Here is a 22,387-nt window from a genome sequence, read left to right on the forward strand (position 1 = left end):
GTCACCTCCTCATAAATAGCATTTATTTCGAAACTTTTTTCCTACTCGAGGAAACCTTTTCCAACCCAGCGAGTCTGAGTATATGAAAGACGCGCATTTGTTATCATCATCCCTGTTATCAGAGATGTATATTTGGCCACATTGATGTGGCCTTTTCTTTTTCAGCTTCCGCCGTTTGCCTTCAGGAATTCATCAAAGCTCAATGTATCACTGGCTTCCAGCTCATGCTGACGCTGCCATGATGCCTGCTGTTCCTGAGCCAGTTGATCTTCGGTCAACAGTTCCAACGGTTCTTCCATCAGCATCTTGCGGTATTGCTCCGCCAGATCAAGACCAACACGGCCGATTCCCCCGGCTTTCATCGCCTTCAGGATACGGGCAGAGAATGTCAGTTCAGGATCGTCGAATGCGGCAAGCAGCTCGTCACAAACCTGCTGATACTGCTGATTACCCGCCTCGCTATCCAGCACTTCAGCGACACGCCGCAGATCGTCAAACAACGCCTTACCTACCGTTGCCAGCGGCTCGCGGGTATCATCACAACCGATACCAATAGTTTGCCCCGGTTTGCGCCCTTCCAGAATCACGCGGTTCCAGTTTTTACGGGTACACAGCAGTTCGTCACTGCTCATCTCCGGCGCATCGGCCAATACGCACCACACCAGGAACAGGTCCAGGAAACGGGCCTGTACGGCATCCACACCAATCGGCGAGAACGGGTTGATGTCCAGCGAACGGACTTCAATATATTCGATACCGCCGCGTAGCAGCGCGTCTGAAGGCGTTTCACCGCTATGGGTGACGCGCTTTGGCCGGATCGGGGCGTAAAGCTCGTTCTCTATCTGCAATACGTTGCTGTTAAGTTGCAGATAGCGATCGCCCTCTTTCACTCCCAGCTTGGCGTACTCTTCAGAAGGCGTCGCGATCGCTCGCTTCAGCCCCTTAACGTAGCTTTGCAGATCGTTGAAGGTAATCCCCAGGTTACTCTGCGATTTGTTGGTATAACCGAGATCGCTCAAACGCAGCGAAGTGGCATACGGCAAATAGCACATGCCTTGCGCATTGCGCTCAAACGGCAGCGCGGTTTCTCGCCCTTTCAGGAACGAGGAACAAATTGCCGGGGAAGCACCAAACAGATACGGAATCACCCAGCCAAAACGGTAATAGTTGCGGATCAGCCGGAAATATCCCGCCGAGATCTGCTCTTTACCGCTTTCGGCGTCTTCAACCCCTGCCCATGCCTGCCAGAATTCCAGCGGCAGGGAGAAATTATAGTGCACACCGGAAATGGTCTGCATCAACGCGCCGTAGCGGTTCTTCAGGCCTTCACGATACAGCGTTTTCATGCGGCCAATGTTTGACGAACCAAACTGTGCCAGCTCAATATCCTGCTCAGCCTCGATGAAACACGGCATACTCAGCGGCCACATGCGCTCATCATCCAGATTCCGTGCTACATGACGGTGGATGTCACGCAAGAACGTCAGCAAGTGATCGATGTCGTCATCAACCGGCGTAATAAACTCTAACAGCGCCTCGGCGAAGTCTGTAGTGATCCAATGGTGCGTTAATGCCGCCCCCAGTTTCTCTGGATGACCGGTAGTGGCGAGCGTGCCATCTGCGGTAACCCGCAGAGTCTCGCGCTCAATACCACGCCGGATCCCTTTTAATGCATGAGGGTGGGCTTCCAACCAAGAAAGCGCCTGTGATACGTCCGGGATCAAATTGACCTCCCGCTGCTAAAAACGATAACCTGTCAGCATACTGAATCCGCTGCCAAGAGAATATTGAGTTATATTCACTTGGTTAATGCCACCAGGCTATTCCCTGTAGCGTAATCATAGTTAATATGATGTAACGCAACGCTTTTCCGACACACAGAAACAGCGTAACAGAGCCCCATGGCATACGCAGCCAGCCTGCCAACACGCACAATAAATCGCCCACTACCGGCACCCAACTGAGCAACAGCGCAGCCGGGCCGAAGCGTTTTAACCAACCGAGCGCCGTTTCCAGCCCCCGTTGTGGTTTCAACGCCGGTAACAGGCGCCCAATAATCACGTTGGTCAATCCACCCAGGGTATTGCCCAACGTCGCAACCAGCACCAATATACTCGGTGAAACACTGCTGTTGGTCAGCACAGCGACCAACACGACTTCAGAATTGCCCGGCAACAGCGTCGAACTGAGAAAGCTGCTGCCAAACAATGACAGAATTGCCAGCGTACTATTCACAATGTCCGGACGTCGACCACGGCCATATTAGCGCGCTTGGCGGCTTCAATACCAAAATCGGCGTCTTCAAACACCACGCAATTTTCTGGCGGTATACCGATCAGTTCGGCGCAGCGCAGGAAGGTATCCGGCTCCGGCTTATGACGCTGTACGTCGTCAGCCCCCACAATCGCATCAAAACAGTTGAGCAACCCTAAATGGCGTAAGAGCATCTCCGCCATGCGGTGCTCGCTGCCGGTCCCCACCGCCATTGGGCGGCGTCCATGATAAGATTTTACCACCTCAATCAACGGCAATGGGCGAACGCTATCCAGCAGCATGGCTTCTACCGCTCGGGTTTTCTCTGCCGCAAGATGGTGGGGATCAAGATCGGCCTGATGGGCAATGATGATCGTCTGAGCGATACGCCACGTTGGCGAACCATTCAGTGCCACCATCGCCGCCTCATCGAACTTCATACCGTAGCGCGCCAACACGTCATGCCACGCCTTGCGATGTGTCGATTCGGTATCCAGAATCGTACCATCCATGTCGAAGATCAGACCCTGGTAGCGATCGTACATCGTGACTCCATGCTCATTGAAGAAAGAAAACCACTTTAGCGTAAAGCCGAAAGGTTGTCGCTGCTTGAACATGACGGAAAGTGCTGTACTGGCAAGGAATAGCAGAAGATAAAAGCGAAAAACCCGCCGAAGCGGGTTTTTCTTAGATGGTGCAACCAGGAGGATTCGAACCTCCGACCGCTCGGTTCGTAGCCGAGTACTCTATCCAGCTGAGCTATGGATGCAATCTGATTTGTTACAGCGAGTTTGTTTCGTTCCGTGAAACTTCACTTGAAGAATGGTGCATCCAGGAGGATTCGAACCTCCGACCGCTCGGTTCGTAGCCGAGTACTCTATCCAGCTGAGCTATGGATGCACAGGAATTCTTTTTGATGCCTTATGGTATAACTTCAAATTGCTTTACCATATGGCTAAATATGGTGCATCCAGGAGGATTCGAACCTCCGACCGCTCGGTTCGTAGCCGAGTACTCTATCCAGCTGAGCTATGGATGCAAATGGCGGTGAGGCGGGGATTCGAACCCCGGATGCAGCTTTTGACCGCATACTCCCTTAGCAGGGGAGCGCCTTCAGCCTCTCGGCCACCTCACCATACGCTTCTTGCGAATTGTGCCTAACTTGCTTTAGAGAAGCTCATCGGCACTGCGTGGCGCACATATTACTTTCCCCGACTTATAAGTCAAACAATTTTTCCCAACTCATGCTCGTTTGCACAAATCACAGGCAACATGCGTGATTTCACGACAAAAAGAGTGTTTTATCAACAAGCAAACATACGATGAGATGACGCAAAAGTTTGCACTCAAAGAAAAAAAGATTGGAAGAAATACAGGAAAGTTCGGGGGAAATAGTCACGAAGGGAGCAAGAGCGTCTCGCGATAACACGAGACGCTGCTCAGAAATCAGTAAGTCGTCTGTTGAGACTTCTCGGCCTGGATACGCTGGTAGATTTCTTCGCGGTGTACAGACACCTCTTTGGGAGCATTCACACCAATACGAACCTGGTTGCCTTTAACCCCCAGCACTGTGACCGTGACCTCATCGCCAATCATGAGGGTCTCACCAACTCGACGAGTCAGAATTAACATTCTTTGCTCCTTGAAAGATTAAAAGAGTCGGGTTTCTCAGTTTCCCGGCCATTATCCATCATATGCAGTGAAAACGTAAGCCATAGAGCCCACAATAAATGTAAGCAGACTTGGTGTCACTCCAGACTATGGTAAGTTTAGCCGACCTGAGAAACTTTGTTCCCATAATTATAACTACATTGTCTTAGCATCGTATGAAAACACCATAATTTACAAAGTATTATGGTGTCTTCACGTGCCTATTTATTTATATTTACAACTTCGAAGCCACCCAAGCTTCAACACTCTCTAATGCCGCTGGCAGAGCACTGACATCACTACCTCCAGCCTGCGCCATATCTGGGCGACCACCGCCCTTACCACCAACCTGCTGCGCAATATTGCCAATCAACTCACCGGCCTTCACCCGGTCGGTGAGATCTTTAGTAACACCCACAATCAGGCTGACTTTTCCTTCTTCCGCCGTGGCCAGAACAATCACTGCAGAACCCAGTTGATTTTTAAGATCATCAACCATGGTACGCAACATTTTCGGCTCCACGTTATCCAACTGACTGACCAACAGTTTAGTACCCTTGATCAGCTTCGCTTTGCTCGACAGAGAAGCACTTTCCAGCGCAGCCTGCTGATCCTTCAGTTGTTGCAACTCTTTTTCCAACGCGCGGGTACGATCAAGCACCGCACGCACTTTATCCGTCAGGTTATTGCTATCCCCTTTCACCAAATGCGCAACGTCCTGTAACAGGTCATTTTGCTGATGCAGAGTAGCAATCGCTCCTTCACCGGTTACCGCTTCAATACGGCGGATACCGGCAGCAGTGCCCGACTCACTCTGAATACGGAACAGGCCAATATCCCCGGTACGGCTGGCGTGAGTACCACCACACAGTTCGGTAGAGAAATCTCCCATGCTCAGCACGCGTACGTTGTCATCATACTTTTCGCCAAACAGCGCCATCGCGCCCTTTTCTTTGGCATCGTCCAGCGCCATAACATCAGTTTGCACCGCTAGGTTACGCCGTACCTGCTGGTTTACCAAATCCTCGACTGCGCGGATTTGCTCCGGTTTCATCGCTTCAAAATGCGAGAAGTCGAAACGCAGATACTTGTCATTCACCAACGAACCTTTCTGTGCGACATGCTCACCCAAAGTCTGGCGCAACGCCGCATGCAGCAGGTGAGTTGCCGAGTGGTTCAGGCGAATGCGATCGCGGCGTGTGCTATCAATCATTGCGTCAACGCGGTCATTCAGCTTCAGCGTACCGGCCACCAGTTGGCCCTGATGACCAATCGCCTGACCATATTTCTGTGTATCACTGACCACAAACTTACTATCGGCAGTTTTCAGTATACCTTTATCGCCCACTTGGCCACCCGATTCTGCATAGAATGGGGTTTCATCCAAGATCACGACAGCCTCTTCACCAGCCTGAATCGCATCCACCGGCTGACCATCGCGGAACAATGCAACCACTTTCGCCTGTTGCTCGTCGCGGTCGTAACCATTGAACTGGCTAGCCCCTTCGACGCGGATCATGCTGTTGTAATCAGCACCAAAACCGCTGGATTCACGCGCACGGCGGCGCTGTGCTTCCATTGCCTGCTCAAAGCCAGCTTCGTCAACCTTCAAACCACGCTCACGGCAGACATCCGCCGTCAGATCCACCGGGAAGCCATAAGTGTCGTACAGACGGAATGCGGTTTCACCATCCAGGGTATCGCCCTGCAATTGGGCCAACTCATCGTCCAGCAACGCCAAACCACGCTCCAGCGTGCGAGCGAACTGCTCTTCTTCGGTTTTCAGTACCTGCTCGACCAGCGCTTGCTGACGTTTCAACTCATCGGCGGCTGAACCCATCACGCCGATCAATGGCGCAACCAGCTTGTAGAAGAAGGTGTCTTTCGCACCCAGCATGTTGCCATGACGAATAGCACGACGAATGATGCGGCGCAGCACATAACCACGGTTTTCATTCGAAGGGATAACGCCATCAGAGATCAGGAATGCGCATGAACGGATGTGGTCGGCAATAACACGCAGTGATTTGTTATTCAGGTCGGTGGCACCGGTCACGTCTGCAACGGCGGCAATCAGGGTACTGAAGAGATCGATGTCATAGTTGGAATTCACATGCTGCAAAACCGCGGCAATACGCTCCAGGCCCATACCGGTATCCACTGAAGGTTTCGGCAGCGGCAGCATGGTGCCATCGGACTGGCGGTTGAACTGCATGAACACGATATTCCAGATCTCGATATAGCGATCGCCGTCTTCTTCCGCGCTGCCTGGAGGGCCGCCCCAGATATGATCGCCATGATCGTAGAAAATCTCGGTACACGGGCCACACGGACCGGTATCACCCATCTGCCAGAAGTTATCGGAAGCAAAGGCAGCACCTTTGTTGTCACCAATACGGATAATGCGCTCAGCCGGAACACCGATCTGCTTCTGCCAGATGTCGAAAGCTTCGTCATCGGTCTCATACACGGTAACCCACAGCTTCTCTTTTGGCAGGTTGAACCAGTTTTCACCGGTCAACAGTTCCCACGCATAGCTGATAGCATCATGCTTGAAATAGTCGCCGAAACTGAAGTTGCCCAACATCTCAAAGAAAGTATGGTGACGTGCGGTATAACCCACGTTTTCCAAATCGTTGTGTTTACCACCGGCGCGAACACAACGCTGTGAAGTGGTAGCACGAGAATAGGCTCGCTTATCCAGCCCCAGGAAAACATCTTTAAATTGGTTCATCCCGGCATTGGTAAACAGCAATGTCGGATCATTGTTAGGCACCAGGGAGCTGCTTGCTACGACCTGATGACCTTTACTATGAAAGAAATCGAGAAACGCTTGACGGATCTCAGCGGTGCTCTTGCTCATAATTTTCCTGGAAAGGCTAGAATAACGACACGTGAGCAAGAAGCACGACATCCTGACGATATCTCTAGCTCACGAACAAAAAGTGTGAATAAGATAAATTTTCTTCGGTGGGAAGTAAAACCCCGTATGCGTTCATTGCGCAAAATCACGGTAAATTGACTGAATTTCTTCCTGAAAGAAGCCACGATAGAGTAGATAACGTTGAACTTTGGCTTTATCTTTCCATTCTACCGGTAGCGGATCGCCAAATTTACGCTGTGCAACCTGCTTAGCCTGTTCACACCAGTTAATGTCACATGCTGCCAGCGCCGCCTGCACAATCTCTTTTTCTACGCCTTTTTGCATCAGCTCAGAGCGAATGCGCTGTGCGCCATAACCCTTACGGCTACGCCCGGTGATAAAACTATTGGCAAAACGTTGATCGTCCAGCCAGTTATGCTGATAACAATAGGCAATTACTTGCTCAATCACTGCGGGGTCAACGGGTTCTTCGGGGGGATTTGCTGGGGATTTCGAACCGAATCTGGTATTCGCTACAAACGGCGGCGCCGCAAGTTTGCGGCGCAGTTCAGCCTCACTATGATCGCGTTGAGACAATAAGCGCATCGCGCGGCTTATCAAGGCATTCAATGTATTACGTGAGGGTGGGGAAATGCCATCATTCATACCATACAACCTTAGAGCTCAACAGGCACACCACCAAGGGTGCACCTGCTTACCGGCAAAGATTAAAACTCTTCGCTGGTTTCTGCTTCATTATCATCCAAGTTTTCAGCAACAGCGGCAACCGGTTCGCCATTGCTGTGCAGCAACAGATCACGCAGTTTTTTATCCAACTCAGCGGCGATAGCTGGGTTCTCTTTCAAGAAGTTACAGGCATTTGATTTACCCTGACCGATCTTCTCACCGTTGTAGCTGTACCATGCGCCAGCTTTTTCGATCATCTTATGCTTCACGCCCAGATCGACCAATTCGCCACGGCTGTTGATGCCTTCGCCATACAGGATTTGGAACTCGGCCTGTTTGAACGGTGCTGCAATCTTGTTTTTCACCACTTTTACGCGGGTTTCGCTGCCGATCACTTCATCACCTTCTTTGATCGCACCGATACGGCGGATGTCCAGGCGAACAGAAGCGTAGAACTTCAGTGCGTTACCCCCGGTGGTGGTTTCTGGGTTACCGAACATCACCCCAATTTTCATACGGATCTGGTTGATGAAGATCAGCAGGGTGTTGGCGTTTTTCAGGTTACCGGCCAGCTTACGCATTGCCTGGCTCATCATACGCGCCGCGAGGCCCATGTGTGAGTCACCGATTTCACCTTCGATCTCTGCCTTCGGCGTTAAAGCCGCAACGGAGTCAACGATGATCACGTCAACCGCGCCGGAGCGGGTCAAAGCATCACAGATCTCCAACGCCTGCTCACCGGTATCAGGCTGCGAACACAGCAGGTTGTCGATATCAACACCCAGTTTCTTGGCATAGATCGGATCCAGCGCATGCTCGGCATCAATAAACGCACAGGTTTTACCTTCGCGCTGAGCGGAGGCGATAACCTGCAAGGTCAGAGTGGTTTTACCCGAGGATTCTGGACCATAAATCTCAACAATACGGCCCATTGGCAAGCCGCCCGCACCCAGTGCGATATCCAGTGACAGCGAGCCAGTGGAGATCGTTTCTACGTCCATTGAACGGTCTTCACCCAGACGCATGATGGAGCCTTTGCCGAATTGCTTCTCAATCTGGCCCAGTGCCGCAGCTAACGCCTTTTGCTTGTTCTCATCAATAGCCATGTTTGCTCCTCGTTTTGCAATGCCGGTGTTACCCCACACTGCCACTGAATGTATGTTGTGCAGGAAATGTCGCTAATTATACTGTATGGTCATACAGTATCAAGACTAATTTTACAAAAATTCATCAAGCGCCGTTTGCAGCGCAAAAATCGTTGCCTGTAACCGCACGGCATCACGATCGCCAGCAAATTGCATTTTACGCGCCAGCACGCGGCCAGAACGTTCGGCAAAACCAAACCAGACGGTGCCGACAGGTTTTTCAGCACTGCCGCCATCAGGGCCAGCAATGCCGCTTACCGACAGCGCTAGATCGGCCCTGGCGGCATGCAGCGCACCCTGCGCCATTTCGCGCACCACCGCTTCACTTACCGCACCGTGCGCCATCAAGGTAGTTTCAGCCACCCCTAACAATTCATGCTTTGCCGCGTTGCTGTAGGTGACAAAACCACGATCAAAATAGGCCGAGCTGCCCGCAATATCGGTAATGGCTTTGGCAATCCCACCACCGGTACAAGACTCTGCACAGGTGATCCACTGGCCGCTGGCCTGTAATTTTTGCCCAACGGAAATACTGAGCTTGCGCAGTGTACTCTCACTCATGGCCTCTCCTTAGTGAATCAAGCTATATGCGCCCGATGGTAACATTTATCAAGCATCGCTGGCGGAGCCATGACAGAAATGCGCAGCGTTTCGCAGGCTGATGCGGTTTTAAGCCGTAACTCAAGCTGCTAGTATCAAAGACGACGCCCAGCGTGCTGCGTTGCTTGGTGATGGGGATACCGCACATCGGCTTATTAGCCATAAGAAACAGGAAGGCAGAGTGAGAAAAACGTTAGGCGTATTCTTTCCGCTGTACACCACAACGTTGCTGATGTTGCTGGGATCAGGGTTACTCACCACTTACATCTCTCTGCGATTAACCTCCATCAATGTTACCGGCGCACTGATCGGGGCCATTATCGCCGCCAACTATATCGGCCTGGTGATCGGCGGCAAAGTGGGGCACTTTCTGATTGCCCGCGTCGGGCACATCCGCGCCTATGTCTCTTGTGCCGGTATTATTACCGCGGCGGTGCTGGGCCATGGCCTGACGGAATATATCCCGGTATGGGTGGTGCTGCGGCTGATTATCGGCCTGTGCATGATGTGCCAATACATGGTGTTGGAAAGCTGGCTGAACGATCAGTCTGAATCCAATCAGCGCGGCAGGGTATTCGGTTTTTATATGGCGGCGTCGTATCTTGGTATGTCGTTGGGGCAGATCGTGCTGATGCTGCAAACCGATCTGGGGATTACCACGCTGCTGCTGATCGCCCTGTGTTTTGCCCTCTGCCTGGTCCCGATCGCCCTGACCACCCGCACCAATGCTCGCCATATGTCACCCGCTCCCATGGAGCTGCGCTATTTTATCGGCGCTATTCCTAAAGTGCTGGCCAGCACTTTGGTGATCGGCATGGTGGTGGGTTCCTTCTATGGATTAGCACCGGTTTACGCCAGCCAGCAAGCCTTGACGACGCAACAAACCGGCCTGTTTATGGCGATCGCCATTTTTGCCGGGCTGGTGGCGCAGTTACCACTGAGCTGGCTGTCCGATCGTTACAATCGCACTCTGCTGATGCAGATTAATGCGATCTTGCTGATTATCGCCTCTCTGCCATTGGCGCTATTACCGCATATTGATTTCCCAATCCTGCTGGGGGTGGGCTTTGTCGTCAGCATGCTGCAATTCACGCTGTATCCGCTGGCAGTGGCGCTGGCTAATGACCTGATTGAGCCGGAACGCCGCGTCTCGCTGGCCGCCTGCTTGCTGATGTCATTTGGCGTAGGGGCCAGTATCGGCCCGCTGGCCGTTGGGGCGCTGATCCAACCGCTGGGTGGCAATATTCTGTATGCGTTCTTCGCCCTTTGCGGGGTGCTGCTTGTCACCTGTAGCAGGACGGTGAAAGAAGATAAATCGCAGTTTGTACCGGATGCGCCAGTGCCCCATATCGCCATGCCGGACAGCCTGAGCAGTTCCCCACTCTCCCCGGCCTTGAATCCGTCGTTTGATGAGCAAATCATTCAGGACACCATGCCAGCGCCGGAAGCGGCACCCGAGCAGCTCGAGGAAATTGCACTCCATCCGCAAGGTGCCAATCCTGAAGAAGACACCGGGCTGAAAAAGGCCTACACCATGCTGTAAACCACCAGAGATTGCACCATTGCCAGCTCAATCTCTGGTGGACTTGCCAGTATTATTGCCCGCGCCGCGCCCTGCCGACCGCTTCACCCAGTTGCCAAACCGCCATGGCATAGTGAACGCTGTGGTTGTAGCGGGTGATGGTGTAGAAATTCGGTAACCCGTACCAGTATTGATAACGGTTGCCCATATCCAGGCGCAGCAGGCTGGCTTGCTGATAGCCTGCCAATGAGCCCTGCGGCGTTAAACCGGCAGCAGCCAAAGTGGTGATGGCATAGTTGGTTTTGAAGCCTGTTTCCAGGCCTGGTGCCTGACCGTTGGCCGGAATCGCTACTGTAGCCCCTCGGGTCCAACCATGGGCTTTGAAATAGTTAGCAACGCTGCCGATGGCATCCACCGGATCCCACAGGTTGACGTGGCCGTCACCATTAAAATCAACCGCATAGCCCTTAAATGATGAGGGCATAAACTGGCCATATCCCATGGCACCCGCGTAGGATCCGCGCAGTGACAGCGGATCGTCGCCTTCCGCGCGCGCCATCAGCAGAAACGTTTCCAGTTCACCGCTAAAGAACTCTGCACGGCGTGGATAGTCAAACGACAGCGTAGCCAAGGCATCGATAATGCGTGTTTTGCCCATCACCCGGCCCCAACGGGTTTCCACCCCGATGATGCCAACGATAATCTCCGGCGGCACCCCATAAACCTGCCAGGCGCGCTGTAGCACTTCGTCGTACTTATTCCAGAACGCTACACCGTTTTGCACATTGTCGGGAGTCAGAAACTTGCTGCGATAGCGGATCCAGGCCCCATTCGGGGTCGTTGAGGGGCGGCCAGCCGGTGCCTGTTTATCCATCAGGCGCACCACCCAATCCAGCCGTTGCGCCTGCGCCAGCACATCATGCAGTTGCTGGCGCTCAAAGCCGTGCTCCTGCACCATTTTATCGATAAAGCGTGCCGTTGCCGGGTTATCGGCAAAATCTCCGCTCAACGGATGAATGGCGTGTTCCGGCTCAAGTTGAAAACCGCTCTGAACCATGTTGTCGGCCTGAGGGGCTTGCTCTTGGGGGGCTGGCTCACTGCTACAAGCAGCAAGCAAAGGGATCAGTGGTAACAGGGTGACCAAGTGGCGCATCGGATATCCATATAGCCGGGCAGAAAGAGTGGCTGCTATGTTAAGCCATTGTCTGACGCGAACAAACAGGAATATGGCACATATTCACTGCCCGGCAGAGGCAAAATACTCCAACGAAAAGTGAGGGGGCATATACACTTATAATGCTTACGTCTCTACAGGTGATATCGGTTCAACCCTAAAACGCTAGGTTGCCGTCTTTACCCGATTGTATTGGTGTAAATCCATAATCGCAGTGTTGTACTACCGAATAACACAGAGGAATAACGTTATGAGTAAGCTTCCTGCCAAAGAGCCCGCACGTAGAACTCTATTAAAACGTACTGCCGCCCTTTCCGTTCTTGCTATGACCGGTGTTGCCGGTTTTACTGCCCCTTCCGTTGCTTTCGCTGCCGCAATGACCAAAGAACAACGCGATAAAATGACGCCGGATGAAATCATCGAAAGCTTTAAACAAGGCAACATGAGATTCCGCGAAGGGAAGATGCAGCAGCATGACTATGTAGCTCAGAAGCAGGCCAGCCAGCACGGGCAATTCCCGACTGCGGTCATTTTAAGCTGCATTGACTCACGCGCCCCGGCGGAGATCCTGCTGGATGTCGGGATTGGTGAAACCTTCAACGCTCGCGTAGCGGGCAACATTCAGAACGACGATATTCTGGGCAGTATGGAGTTCGCCTGCGCCGTTGCCGGTGCCAAAGTGGTGCTGGTTATAGGGCATACCGCCTGCGGTGCGGTACGGGGAGCTATTGATAATGCCGAACTGGGTAATCTGACCGGCTTGCTGAACAAGATCAAACCGGCGATCGACAAAACCGTCTTTGAAGGCGATCGCTCCGGCAAAAATGATGCTTTTGTAGATGCGGTAGCTAAAACCAACGTTGTGATGACCATTGAAGATATCCGTAAAAACAGCCCGGTCCTGAAAAAACTGGAAGAAGAAGGGAAAATAAAAATCGTCGGCAGCATGTACCATCTGTCTGGCGGTAAAGTGGAATTCCTCTCATAACAACATAATGTTTAGATAAAAAGCGCAGCGGCTGATATTAATCACACCGCTGCGCTTTACTTTAAAGCCCCCGCATTTTATTTCTGCAACTTGGTCAATAAAGTCTTGCGGGTAATGCCCAACTGCTTCGCCGCTTCCGTTTTGTTGCCCGCGGTTTTTTCCAACGCGGCGAGGATCGCATTTTTCTCTACCTGCTCCAGCGGTTGAATCGGTTGATCCAAACCGCTTTCCTGCTCGTCATCAGCAAGTAAACTCACGCTCAATGGCAGTTCCTTTTCACTGATAAAGTCACCGGTCAACAGGATCACACCGCGCTCAACGGAATTTTCCAGTTCGCGCACGTTACCCGGCCAGTGGTATTTCAGCAGCATATCCATAGCCTGTGGGGTAAACCCTTTGACCGGCTTACGATTACGTTCGGCAAACTTTGCCAGAAAATGCATTGCTAATAGCGGGATATCTTCGCGGCGTTGTCGTAGCGGCGGGCTGTCTACCGTCACCACGTTTAAGCGATAATAGAGATCCTGACGGAATCTGCCCGCTTCCACATCAGCCATCAGATCGCGGTTGGTGGCGGCGATCAACCGCACATCAACAGACAGCGTCTGGTTGCTGCCAACCCGCTGAATTTCCCGCTCCTGAATCGCCCGCAGTAATTTCGCCTGCATTAACGGTGAAACTTCGCCAATCTCATCCAGAAACAGCGTGCCTTGATTCGCCTCCATAAAACGCCCTTCGCGGCGTTTATCCGCGCCGGTAAAAGCCCCTTTCTCATGGCCGAACAGTTCGGATTCCAGCAATGATTCACTCAACGCCGCGCAGTTAATACTCACCAACGGCCGATCCTTGCGCTGACTGTTGGCGTGTACCGCCCGAGCGATCAGCTCTTTGCCGGTGCCCGACTCACCGCAGATCAGCACCGTCGCTTCCGAAGGCGCGATCATGGCGATCATCTCCATCAGGCGGCGCATGGGCACGCTGCGGCCAATCATGTTGCCACGATCGGCAATCAGCTGTTGTTTGAGGGTTTTATTCTCGAATTTCAGGGCAGTATGCTCCAGTGCCCGCTCGAGGGTGAGCTGCAAGAGATCGAAATCCAACGGTTTGGTCAGGTAATCATAGGCACCCGCTTTTATCGCCTCAACCGCCGATTCAACGTTAGAGTAAGCGGTCATAATCAGGATCGGGATCGCCGGATTGTAGGCTTTGATCGCTTTAAGCGCCTCAATACCATCCATTTCTGCCATGCGAACATCGCTCAGAATCAGGTCAAACGGCGTGCCCTTGGCCTGTTCCACGGCTTCTAGGCCGTTATGCGCCAGCGTGACCCGATATCCCCACCCTTTCATCAAGGCTTGAATGATGGTGCAGTGGCTCAGATCGTCATCCACCACCAGAATATGTGCGTTAGGCGTCGCCATGATCAGGAGCCTCCGGTTTTTTATGTCTCAATGGAATCGTTATCGCAAAACGGCTACCCGATGGCGAATGACTGGTCACAGTGATACTACCTTGATGCTCCTCGATCACTTTCTGCACGATGGTCAGCCCCAGGCCGGTGCCCGCTGCCTTGGTGGTGAAATACGGGTTGAAAATTTTCGCCAAATCGTCCGGCTTGATACCTTTACCGGAGTCCGTAACGGTAATGCGCAACCCCTCCTCGCCCACCAGCACCACAGCCACTTCCAACGAACCCTCAGCCCCGATCGCCTGAATGGCATTCAGATAAAGATTCAGCAACGCCTGAGTGAGGCGGTCGGGGTCGATTTCAGCCAGCGGTAAGGCATTATTGCGGCTATAGCGGATAGTAATATTCTTGTTCACCGCATCCTGGCGGATCAGGTGCAATGAGTGCTCGATCACCTCATTGATATCCACCTGCTGTAGGCGTAAATCCACAGGGCGCACCAAGGCCAGCAATTCGCTAATCACGCGATTCAGGCGATCAACCTCTTTCGTCATCACTTTGGCCAATTCCTGCTCTTCGCTGCCTTGCGGCGAGCGGTCTGCAAAATACTTGGCAAACCCTTTGATCGAAGAGAGCGGATTGCGGATTTCATGCGCCAAGCCCGCCGCCAAGTCACCAATGGCCGCCAGTTTTTCTTTCCGGCGCACTTCGTCTTGCAGTTGGCGGCTGGAACGCTGATAGCGCCGCGCCCAGAACAACGCCAGCAGGCTGGTCAATGCCAGCAACAACAGGGTGAACAGCAAGATGGAGGTGTTACGGATATCTTTCGCCTGAGCAGCATCCAGCGCCAAGGTATCGAAGGCGACAAAAATGAGGGTTTGCTCATCATTCTGGCTATCGGCAGCCTCGGTTTCTGTAGCCCGATGCATATTCATCATATGGCCACCGTGGCCGTTACCGCGTTTCAATGGTTTGAAGAAACGATAAGCTTCAAAGGCATTCTGGCGGTTCTGCTGCCGATCAACAAAAGAGGTCATATGCCACTGTTCTGCGCCCGTGGCCTGCAACGCCTCCATCTGTTGCTGGCTATACAACTGACTGCCAACCCGCAGCGGATCGCTGTGAGCCAGGATCCTGCCTGAACGATCGGTAATCGCGATATACAGCACCCCCGGCTGGTAGGCCATCTCCTCCAGCAGGATCTGGCGCTGATCCTGACGCCAGCGCATCCCCATGCCGGTACGGGCACCGGATTCAAACGCACGGATAAGCACCGCGCTTTTTTCACGTAGCGTCTGGATCTCAATCTCTCGCCCGCTCTGCAAATCCTTAACGGCCAGCGTGATAATGATACCGAGCAACACAACCACCGGGCAGATAACCATCCAGGCCAGTAAAACCGAAGATATGCCTGATTTTTTTTTAATTTTCGTCGCCATTAGCACCTTCTTCAATCTGGCTTACGGGTAATTATTACTCACACTATCAGCCAGGCGAGTAAAAATAACCCACTTTTTACCAGGGTATTGGCAAGCACATTTCCATTGTCTGCCCGCCTTATTTTTTACTCCTGCCATAACGTTAAGCGTATTCACCGCCTGGACTCCTTGTCTGGCGAGCTTTACGCCCATCAATAACGATCGTTGATCCATACAATTCCCATGCCAACCCGATCCTGGCACGCCGGTTGCACTAACAGGGTGGAACATCTGGCGATATTTCATCTATTGATATCAAGCATAAGGACGTAAATCATGACACTGAACAAAGCCACCCTTGCCGCCATCCTCTCTCTTGCCACGCTGACAGGGTTTAGCCATGCTGCCATGGCACAAAATGGTATGAATGGACCGAACTCCCAACGGGGTATGGGCTATCACCAGGGCTATATGGCCAGCCTGACACCGGAGCAGCAGGCAACGAGCCAGAAGGCTTTCGATGCATTCCAGCTTAAAACGGCCGATTTACGCCAACAGATGATGTCCAAGCAATATGAGTACCAGGCGCTGTTAACCAGTAAGCCGCTTGATGAGCAAAAGGTTCTGGCCGTCAGCAAAGAAATTACCGCCTTACGCGACAATCTCTACCAACAGCGTGTGGAGTTGGATACTCAATTGGCAAAAGCCGGAGTTCCCGCTATGGGGCACCGTATGGGGATGGGGGGAGCAGGAATGCATGGTGGCCGCGGGTGCCGTTAAATTTCGGCCCGCTAGTTATCCGCCTGATCCAACAGCTGAAATAACGGCTAAGGCTCACTTTCCCGTCCTTTAAAGGCAAAACGGAGAGAACGCTCAACAATTCCGGGCTTCTCTCCTTGCTCATTCGTGCTGATATCCTCCTGAAGGCCTTGATACGCACATTATTTTCTTCAGCATGGCGAAAATCCGAGCAGAGAAAAAACAACTCTTTGATTTATATATAAAATAAAAAATCACTTCGCATTTTTGATACTCCAACCTGAACCTCCACCATAATTTTTTTCACCGCTACCTGAATAAAATCAAGTTCCTGCCATACTTCAAACTACGAGACTGCTGGTTTCGTCACTTCTTACACTCACTAGACATTTTTGGGGTTTATATGACTAAAACAATCATTGCCATTGCTGTTGTGGTCGCAGCCCTTAGTGGTTGTGCCGCTAATAATACCTCTTCCGGCGATACCTTTACGGCCGCGCAGGCCAGACAGGTTCAGACCGTCACCTACGGAACCTTGGTGTCAGTACGCCCGGTAACCATTCAGGGCGGCGATGGTAATAATGTCGCGGGTGCCGTTGGCGGGGCGGTGGTGGGCGGCTTATTGGGCAATACCGTTGGCGGCGGCCGCGGACGGAATCTGGCAACCGGAGCCGGTGCGGTTGGTGGGGCGGTAGTAGGCCAGAACATACAGGGTGCAATGAATCGCAGCAACGGTGTAGAGCTTGAAGTCCGCCGCGACGATGGCACAAGCATTATTGTGGTTCAGGCACAGGGAAGCAGCCAGTTCCATCCTGGACAACGGGTTGCGATTGCCACCAGCGGCAGCACTGTCACTGTGTCACCACGCTAAGAGTAGTTTAAAACGTTATCCTCTTGTTTAGGCCGTTCACGGCAGAATGGCTTATCAAAAGGGAGACTATGTACAAAAAATTAATAGACTTTTCGGGATGATAGCGAGTTTTCCGGCTCGGTTATTACAATAAGAAACGGAGTTAAGATATATGCTTATCAAATGGGTTAAACGTCTTGTACTGATGGTGTTGCTTTTAGTCGTCGGTGCGTTGATTGGGCGTATTTATTACACTCAGCAAGGCCCGGCACTACAGCTTTGGCACACGTTTGTGCCAGATGAAATGCGTGCCGCTGCGATCGATAAAGCCAGTTGGGCTGATTATCTGAAAGCAGAAGACGCTATTTTCAAGGAAGTCCGGTTGAACGTTACCGATAAGCTGGACAGCAGCGTACAAACGTCGTTGAACCGTTATTATTCCGGAAGCCCTATCTATCCCGAAAAATTCCCCACCGATTGGAATCGCTCATACGTGATGATGCCGGAAGGCAAGCCAAAAGGTGCCGTGGTGTTGTTACACGGCTTGACCGATACCCCTTACAGCCTGAGACACATTGCGGATAATTATCGTCAGGAAGGTTATGTCGCAGTTGGTATTCGCTTGCCTGCGCACGGAACCGTTCCAGGGGCTTTGACCCGCGTAGACTGGCAGGATTGGCTAGCCGCGACCCGCCTGGCGGTGCGTGAAGCCAAAAGCCTGGCAGGTAATGATGTACCGTTGCACATCGTTGGTTTTTCCAACGGTGGCGCATTGGCGATGAAATACACTCTGGATGCGCTGGATGATGCCACCTTGGCAAAACCTCAGCGTGTAGTGCTGATTTCACCGATGATCGGCGTGACCAGCTTTGCCCGCTTTGCCGGTGTTGCCGGTTGGCCAGCCATCTTCCCGGCGTTTGCCAAAGCGGCTTGGTTGGGCATCGTGCCTGAGTTCAATCCGTTTAAATACAATTCATTCCCGGTGAATGCAGCGCGTCAGTCTTTCCAGTTAACCCAGGAGTTGCAAAAGCAGATTGCCCGTGACTCGCGTAACAACAAGATGGGGGAATTACCACCGATTCTGACCTTCCAATCGGTCATGGACTCTACGGTCAGTACCCGTGCGGTGATTACGGCGCTGTATAACCATCTACCCGCCAATGGCAGTGAAGTGGTCCTGTTCGATTTAAATCAGGCGGTTGCGTTTGGCCCCTTGCTCAGAACCTCGTCCTATACCGCGCTACCCAGGTTGTTGCCAGCAGCGCCACGTAACTATAAGGCAACAATAGTGACCAACGTGACGCCGGAAAGCACCGATACCGAGGCACGTACCACCGCTGCCGGGCAGACAGCAGAAACCACCGAAATGCTGGATATCACCTATTTGCCGGATATATTCTCACTGTCGCACGTTGCTCTGCCGTTCCCGTTAAATGATTCTCTGTATGGGCGCTATCCTGAGCCACGTAATCAGTATGGCATCAGCCTGGGAACCTTTGCCGCACGCGGTGAGCGCGCGGTGCTGGTGGTGGGGTTGGATTCGCTGATGCGTTTATCCTCAAACCCGTTCTTCCCGTATATGCTCAAGCGTATTGATGACAACATCGGGCCACAGCCGAAATAAATAACGCCTCTGATGGCTGGTGCATAAATAACACCAGCCATCGTTATTGGTTGCTACTGCTTTACCTGATACCGCACAGGACGATTCAATTTCTCTACCACGCTGTCTGCAATGGCACGCTTTAGCCAGTCACTAAGCTGAGACTTATGAAGGAGTGTGCTCGCCAATAACTCATCCAGAGTGACCGGGTTTGCCGCCAATCGGCGAACTTCGCCGACAAATACCTGGTAGAAGTCGACAGGTGCTTCCACGTCATCTATGCCAGAGCACTCCGATTTGCTCTCCATCACCGTTTGCGATACGCCTGATTCTTTTATCGCTTCCGGCTCCCGCAGCGCAAAATCGAACAAGGTTGATGAAGTATCTAAAGAGAACAAATCAGCCTGTTCGGCTTTCTCTCGATACGATGCAGGGTTATCTGCCAGCAACAAGTCAGAGACGTTAACAGCCTGGATGTTCGCTTCACACCAGCGGCCACCGCTGGCAACCAAATCACGGTTTGCAGCGTTTTCATCCTCTGTAGGCTTAACCCATAACGGCACCCAGCCTTTTTTGAGATTATCTTGCGCACCGCTGAGCGTGCCGCCTTTCTGCCCCGAATGGATCACCAGAGAACTGTCGGCCAGGCAATAGATATATTTGTTTCTTGCCATAGCGTTACCTGCGCTGAATCCGGCCTCCGGGTAAAAAGGTGAAACCAGAACCACATTCCCCTCCATCAGCCCATTACGCCATTTGGCACTGGTCGCCGCTTTCAACAGGCTATCTGCCATAACGCCAACAACTGTTCCACCCTTGTGCATAGCCCCCAGCATGGCGGCTTCATCCACACCTCTAGCCCCACCAGAAACAATCGCGATGCCCTCAAATGCCGCTTTAGCTCCCACCTGTTCGGCGTAAGACAAATCACTCAGGCTGGCGTTACGTGAGCCAACTACGGCCATTCCCCCGGCATTCAGTAACGCTTTGTTGCCACAACCAAACAGGACGGGCGGGGAATCTGTTTTCAGACGCTGTTTTAGCCTTCTTGGATATTCGGAATCAGACCGGGTCACGACCCAAAGACCGGCACGTTGCCACTTTTCAACGGCCAACGCCAAACTATGGCCACGGTTCAGTAACTGCACAATACGTTCAATGCTGATACGTGGGTCATGCCAGCCACTCAAAAGAGATTGTGGTTCAGGGACCAATAAATCCGCTGGCGTCGTGGCCTTTTCTTTCAGCCATAAAGCAAAGCGCCCCCATTCTGCATTGGTTAGCGGCTTGGCATCTTCACTGTTTGCTTTAGTAAAAAAGCTGGTTAACAGCAGCATGGCTTGTGCGGTTGGCGATAAATTCATGAGTCTCTTACCGAAGAGGATGCGAGTACAACAGGGTAGACCAGGCAGCTACTGGCTTGTTGCAACAGTGCCGCAATAACCGTTAACGTCCATCCAGAATCTACAATATCATCAACGAGCAACATAGGTGTATTGGGTATCGGCTGGTTGATAGAAAACGCCCCATCCAGATTACGGCACTGATGGAAGCGGTTTTGCTGGGCTTTTTGCGGCTGATTATTCTTTACTTTGCTCACCGCATCAATGAAAGGCAATCCTAGCCGAGCAGCTAACCTGCGGGCAAAGTCTGGCACTAATTCAGGATGATTGCGTGAGGGCACACAACAAACCCATTGAGGGGCTGGTTGTGGTAACCAGCGTTGCTGGATCATCTCCGCCATCGCCTCGACCAGTTCATCACCGAAACGGCCAGCACGTTTATGATCGGCTACGATATGCCCCCACCCCGCATCCCCCCAGCGAGACAGCGCCCGGCCTGGCTGGGCACGCAGGTTTTGCGGCAGGTTAGCTCTAAAACCGTACTCCACAAAGGCATTGGCGGCCACTTGCGCTTTCGGCAAGATGACCATTTCTGCATGCTTGAGAAACGTCGCTGCCTGATGAGCAAGTTCTGGATCGACCCGTTGGTTCACGACCGGTTGGCCAATACAGGAGGCGCACTTGCCGCAAGGTGTTGGATCGTTATCATCCAACGCGCGGCGCAAAAAAGTCATTTTGCAATCTGTATCCGTCAGGTAGTTTTTTACCTCCGCCCATTCCTGCTCGCGTTGATGGGTAAGATGCGCAATACGGACGTGATCAATGGCGTAATGTACTGGCGTTCTGCGCCACTGGTTATCGACTTTAAGTACGGGGGCCGGGTTTTCCACACTCAGTAGCTTCAGCACTTTTTCGATTTGCCCGTAGCGCAAGTTGGTTTGTTCTTCAATTGCCCTCATAGACAAGCCATCGCTGCTTGCTAATACCTGTAGAATTTCATGCACCTGTGATTCAGAAGGAAATGCCGAGTCTCTAAAGAATTCGTGAATATTCTGATCTTCCACCCCAGACATCAGCACTCCAATTGCATGAGCAATACCGCGCCCGGCGCGCCCCACCTGTTGGTAATAAGCCACTATCGAACCCGGTGCCTGATAGTGGATCACAAAGCTGAGATCGGGCTTATCGTAGCCCATTCCCAATGCGCTCGTTGCCACCAAGACCTTGAGCTGATTGGTTAACAGCAATGTTTCCAAATGCTGACGGTAGGCATTGCTGCTTTCAAACCCCTCGGCCTCGACGCTGCCATGATAGGCTTTTGCATTAATATCCCTGGTATTCAACCACTCAGCCACCTGCTCAGCATCGCGCACCGTTAGCGTGTAGACAATACCTGTGCCAGGCAAGTTTGGGATCGCCTGAGCCAACCACGCCAAACGGGAGGCCTGATCGGGTAGCATCAGGGTTTGCAACGCCAAACTTTCTCGGCTCAATGGGCCCCGTTGGATTTGAAGATTGCCCAATTGAGCATGAATATCGGCGATAACACGGTTATTAGCCGTCGCCGTTGTGCCCAGCACCGGAGTATTAGCGGGCAGCTGGCGCAAAATGTTCACGATACGCCGATAGTCAGGGCGGAAATCATGGCCCCAGTCGGAAATACAGTGTGCTTCGTCGATCACCATCAAAGCGATGTGGTTGGCAATAGGTTGCAATACCGTCTCAATAAAGCTGTCATTAGCTAAGCGCTCGGGTGAAATCAGCAGGCAATCGATCTGATTATTCAGAATCTGCCGTGTTACGGCTTGCCAATCCGCCGAATTGGTGGAGTTCATGGTCTGTGCGACGATGCCCAAACGCTGGGCAGACTCAATCTGGTTACGCATCAGGGCCAGCAGAGGGGAAACGATAATGGTTGGCCCCATACCGCGATCGCGGAAAACCCGGGTACTGATAAAATAAACCGAGCTTTTCCCCCAGCCGGTTCGCTGTACGACCAACAGTTTCTGCCGTTGGTTAACCAGGGCATCAATCGCCTCCCATTGGCCATCGCGAAACTGAGCTGCGGGATCGGCCAGTGCAGTTTGTAACAGCTGTTGGGCTTGTTCTCGGTTCATCTCACCC

At 52.4% G+C, this 22,387-nt stretch carries 18 protein-coding genes and 4 tRNA genes; 5 read left to right on the top strand and 17 right to left on the bottom strand.

The features are described from left to right. Positions 1-161: 161 nt before the first annotated feature. The 12 genes from gshA to pncC all read right to left on the bottom strand — a co-directional run bounded on the left by gshA (position 162) and on the right by pncC (position 9,159). A complete protein-coding gene (gene gshA / locus ACX9GT_RS20670) occupies positions 162-1,724 on the bottom strand; it encodes a glutamate--cysteine ligase (protein WP_473188495.1) in 1,563 nt (520 codons plus the stop codon). Between the two features lie 82 nt (positions 1,725-1,806). Beyond that, positions 1,807-2,235, bottom strand: a complete 429-nt coding sequence (locus ACX9GT_RS20675; protein WP_459401407.1) for a YqaA family protein — start codon at positions 2,233-2,235, stop codon at positions 1,807-1,809. Continuing rightward, entirely contained in the window at positions 2,232-2,798 is a 567-nt protein-coding gene (yqaB, locus tag ACX9GT_RS20680) for a fructose-1-phosphate/6-phosphogluconate phosphatase (RefSeq protein WP_473188496.1), read from the bottom strand. Before yqaB ends, ACX9GT_RS20675 begins: the two co-directional genes overlap by 4 nt. Before the next feature lie 147 nt (positions 2,799-2,945). Further along, positions 2,946-3,022 (bottom strand) — tRNA-Arg (locus tag ACX9GT_RS20685). Between the two features lie 54 nt (positions 3,023-3,076). Continuing rightward, positions 3,077-3,153, bottom strand: a tRNA-Arg gene (locus ACX9GT_RS20690). 62 nt (positions 3,154-3,215) lie between these two features. Continuing rightward, positions 3,216-3,292 (bottom strand) — tRNA-Arg (locus tag ACX9GT_RS20695). 3 nt (positions 3,293-3,295) lie between these two features. After that, positions 3,296-3,388: transfer RNA gene (locus ACX9GT_RS20700), tRNA-Ser, on the bottom strand. A gap of 311 nt (positions 3,389-3,699) precedes the next feature. After that, entirely contained in the window at positions 3,700-3,885 is a 186-nt protein-coding gene (gene csrA / locus ACX9GT_RS20705) for a carbon storage regulator CsrA (RefSeq protein WP_004091602.1), read from the bottom strand. 253 nt (positions 3,886-4,138) lie between these two features. Then, entirely contained in the window at positions 4,139-6,766 is a 2,628-nt protein-coding gene (gene alaS / locus ACX9GT_RS20710) for an alanine--tRNA ligase (RefSeq protein ID WP_473188497.1), read from the bottom strand. 132 nt (positions 6,767-6,898) lie between these two features. After that, on the bottom strand, positions 6,899-7,396 hold the full coding sequence (gene recX, locus ACX9GT_RS20715) for a recombination regulator RecX (RefSeq protein WP_473191654.1): 498 nt from the start codon (positions 7,394-7,396) through the stop codon (positions 6,899-6,901). Positions 7,397-7,494: 98 nt separating this feature from the next. After that, the gene (gene recA, locus ACX9GT_RS20720; protein ID WP_459401403.1) at positions 7,495-8,559 is read right to left on the bottom strand and encodes a recombinase RecA; all 1,065 of its coding nucleotides are present in this window, start codon (positions 8,557-8,559) and stop codon (positions 7,495-7,497) included. A 111-nt stretch (positions 8,560-8,670) separates the two neighbouring features. Next, positions 8,671-9,159, bottom strand: coding sequence for a nicotinamide-nucleotide amidase (gene pncC, locus ACX9GT_RS20725; protein WP_473188498.1), 489 nt, complete (start codon positions 9,157-9,159; stop codon positions 8,671-8,673). 220 nt (positions 9,160-9,379) lie between these two features. On the opposite strand from pncC, the gene ACX9GT_RS20730 reads away from it, so the two are divergent. Next, positions 9,380-10,741 (top strand): MFS transporter, encoded by a 1,362-nt coding sequence (locus ACX9GT_RS20730; RefSeq protein ID WP_473188499.1) that lies wholly within the window; start codon positions 9,380-9,382, stop codon positions 10,739-10,741. Positions 10,742-10,793: 52 nt separating this feature from the next. Here ACX9GT_RS20730 and mltB read toward each other — a convergent pair whose 3' ends face one another. Then, positions 10,794-11,873 carry a lytic murein transglycosylase B gene (gene mltB / locus ACX9GT_RS20735; protein WP_473188500.1) on the bottom strand — a complete coding sequence of 360 codons (1,080 nt, stop codon included), beginning with the start codon at positions 11,871-11,873 and terminating at the stop codon, positions 10,794-10,796. Positions 11,874-12,144: 271 nt separating this feature from the next. Here mltB and ACX9GT_RS20740 point away from each other — a divergent pair, with 271 nt between their 5' ends. After that, entirely contained in the window at positions 12,145-12,882 is a 738-nt protein-coding gene (locus ACX9GT_RS20740) for a carbonic anhydrase (RefSeq protein WP_473188501.1), read from the top strand. Between the two features lie 77 nt (positions 12,883-12,959). Here ACX9GT_RS20740 and ACX9GT_RS20745 read toward each other — a convergent pair whose 3' ends face one another. Then, positions 12,960-14,303, bottom strand: a complete 1,344-nt coding sequence (locus ACX9GT_RS20745; protein WP_473188502.1) for a sigma 54-interacting transcriptional regulator — start codon at positions 14,301-14,303, stop codon at positions 12,960-12,962. Beyond that, a complete protein-coding gene (gene zraS / locus ACX9GT_RS20750; RefSeq protein ID WP_473188503.1) occupies positions 14,290-15,729 on the bottom strand; it encodes a two-component system sensor histidine kinase ZraS in 1,440 nt (479 codons plus the stop codon). The genes ACX9GT_RS20745 and zraS overlap by 14 nt, the downstream gene beginning before the upstream one ends. Before the next feature lie 315 nt (positions 15,730-16,044). Here zraS and ACX9GT_RS20755 point away from each other — a divergent pair, with 315 nt between their 5' ends. From ACX9GT_RS20755 to ACX9GT_RS20765, 3 genes are all read left to right on the top strand, one after another. Next, the gene (locus ACX9GT_RS20755; protein ID WP_473188504.1) at positions 16,045-16,488 is read left to right on the top strand and encodes a periplasmic heavy metal sensor; all 444 of its coding nucleotides are present in this window, start codon (positions 16,045-16,047) and stop codon (positions 16,486-16,488) included. A gap of 382 nt (positions 16,489-16,870) precedes the next feature. After that, positions 16,871-17,338, top strand: coding sequence for an outer membrane lipoprotein (locus ACX9GT_RS20760; RefSeq protein WP_473188505.1), 468 nt, complete (start codon positions 16,871-16,873; stop codon positions 17,336-17,338). Positions 17,339-17,489: 151 nt separating this feature from the next. Beyond that, on the top strand, positions 17,490-18,941 hold the full coding sequence (locus ACX9GT_RS20765; protein WP_473188506.1) for an alpha/beta hydrolase: 1,452 nt from the start codon (positions 17,490-17,492) through the stop codon (positions 18,939-18,941). A gap of 53 nt (positions 18,942-18,994) precedes the next feature. Here the strand turns inward: ACX9GT_RS20765 and ACX9GT_RS20770 are convergent, their stop codons facing one another. Beyond that, positions 18,995-20,284 (bottom strand): DNA-processing protein DprA, encoded by a 1,290-nt coding sequence (locus tag ACX9GT_RS20770; protein WP_473188507.1) that lies wholly within the window; start codon positions 20,282-20,284, stop codon positions 18,995-18,997. Next, positions 20,281-22,380 (bottom strand): RecQ family ATP-dependent DNA helicase, encoded by a 2,100-nt coding sequence (locus ACX9GT_RS20775; RefSeq protein ID WP_473188508.1) that lies wholly within the window; start codon positions 22,378-22,380, stop codon positions 20,281-20,283. Before ACX9GT_RS20775 ends, ACX9GT_RS20770 begins: the two co-directional genes overlap by 4 nt. Positions 22,381-22,387 lie beyond the last annotated feature (7 nt).

The organism is Serratia sp. YWN4 (assembly GCF_055790845.1).

What these genes read in the sequence shown, in the direction of transcription:
- yqaB (WP_473188496.1), bottom strand. Translation starts at nt 2,798, where the DNA reads ATGTACGATCGCTACCAGGGTCTGATCTTCGACATGGATGGTACGATT.
- csrA (WP_004091602.1), bottom strand. Translation starts at nt 3,885, where the DNA reads ATGTTAATTCTGACTCGTCGAGTTGGTGAGACCCTCATGATTGGCGAT.
- alaS (WP_473188497.1), bottom strand. Translation starts at nt 6,766, where the DNA reads ATGAGCAAGAGCACCGCTGAGATCCGTCAAGCGTTTCTCGATTTCTTT.
- recA (WP_459401403.1), bottom strand. Translation starts at nt 8,559, where the DNA reads ATGGCTATTGATGAGAACAAGCAAAAGGCGTTAGCTGCGGCACTGGGC.
- pncC (WP_473188498.1), bottom strand. Translation starts at nt 9,159, where the DNA reads ATGAGTGAGAGTACACTGCGCAAGCTCAGTATTTCCGTTGGGCAAAAA.
- mltB (WP_473188500.1), bottom strand. Translation starts at nt 11,873, where the DNA reads ATGCGCCACTTGGTCACCCTGTTACCACTGATCCCTTTGCTTGCTGCT.
- ACX9GT_RS20740 (WP_473188501.1), top strand. Translation starts at nt 12,145, where the DNA reads ATGAGTAAGCTTCCTGCCAAAGAGCCCGCACGTAGAACTCTATTAAAA.
- ACX9GT_RS20745 (WP_473188502.1), bottom strand. Translation starts at nt 14,303, where the DNA reads ATGGCGACGCCTAACGCACATATTCTGGTGGTGGATGACGATCTGAGC.
- zraS (WP_473188503.1), bottom strand. Translation starts at nt 15,729, where the DNA reads ATGGCGACGAAAATTAAAAAAAAATCAGGCATATCTTCGGTTTTACTG.
- ACX9GT_RS20755 (WP_473188504.1), top strand. Translation starts at nt 16,045, where the DNA reads ATGACACTGAACAAAGCCACCCTTGCCGCCATCCTCTCTCTTGCCACG.
- ACX9GT_RS20760 (WP_473188505.1), top strand. Translation starts at nt 16,871, where the DNA reads ATGACTAAAACAATCATTGCCATTGCTGTTGTGGTCGCAGCCCTTAGT.
- ACX9GT_RS20765 (WP_473188506.1), top strand. Translation starts at nt 17,490, where the DNA reads ATGCTTATCAAATGGGTTAAACGTCTTGTACTGATGGTGTTGCTTTTA.
- ACX9GT_RS20770 (WP_473188507.1), bottom strand. Translation starts at nt 20,284, where the DNA reads ATGAATTTATCGCCAACCGCACAAGCCATGCTGCTGTTAACCAGCTTT.
- ACX9GT_RS20775 (WP_473188508.1), bottom strand. Translation starts at nt 22,380, where the DNA reads ATGAACCGAGAACAAGCCCAACAGCTGTTACAAACTGCACTGGCCGAT.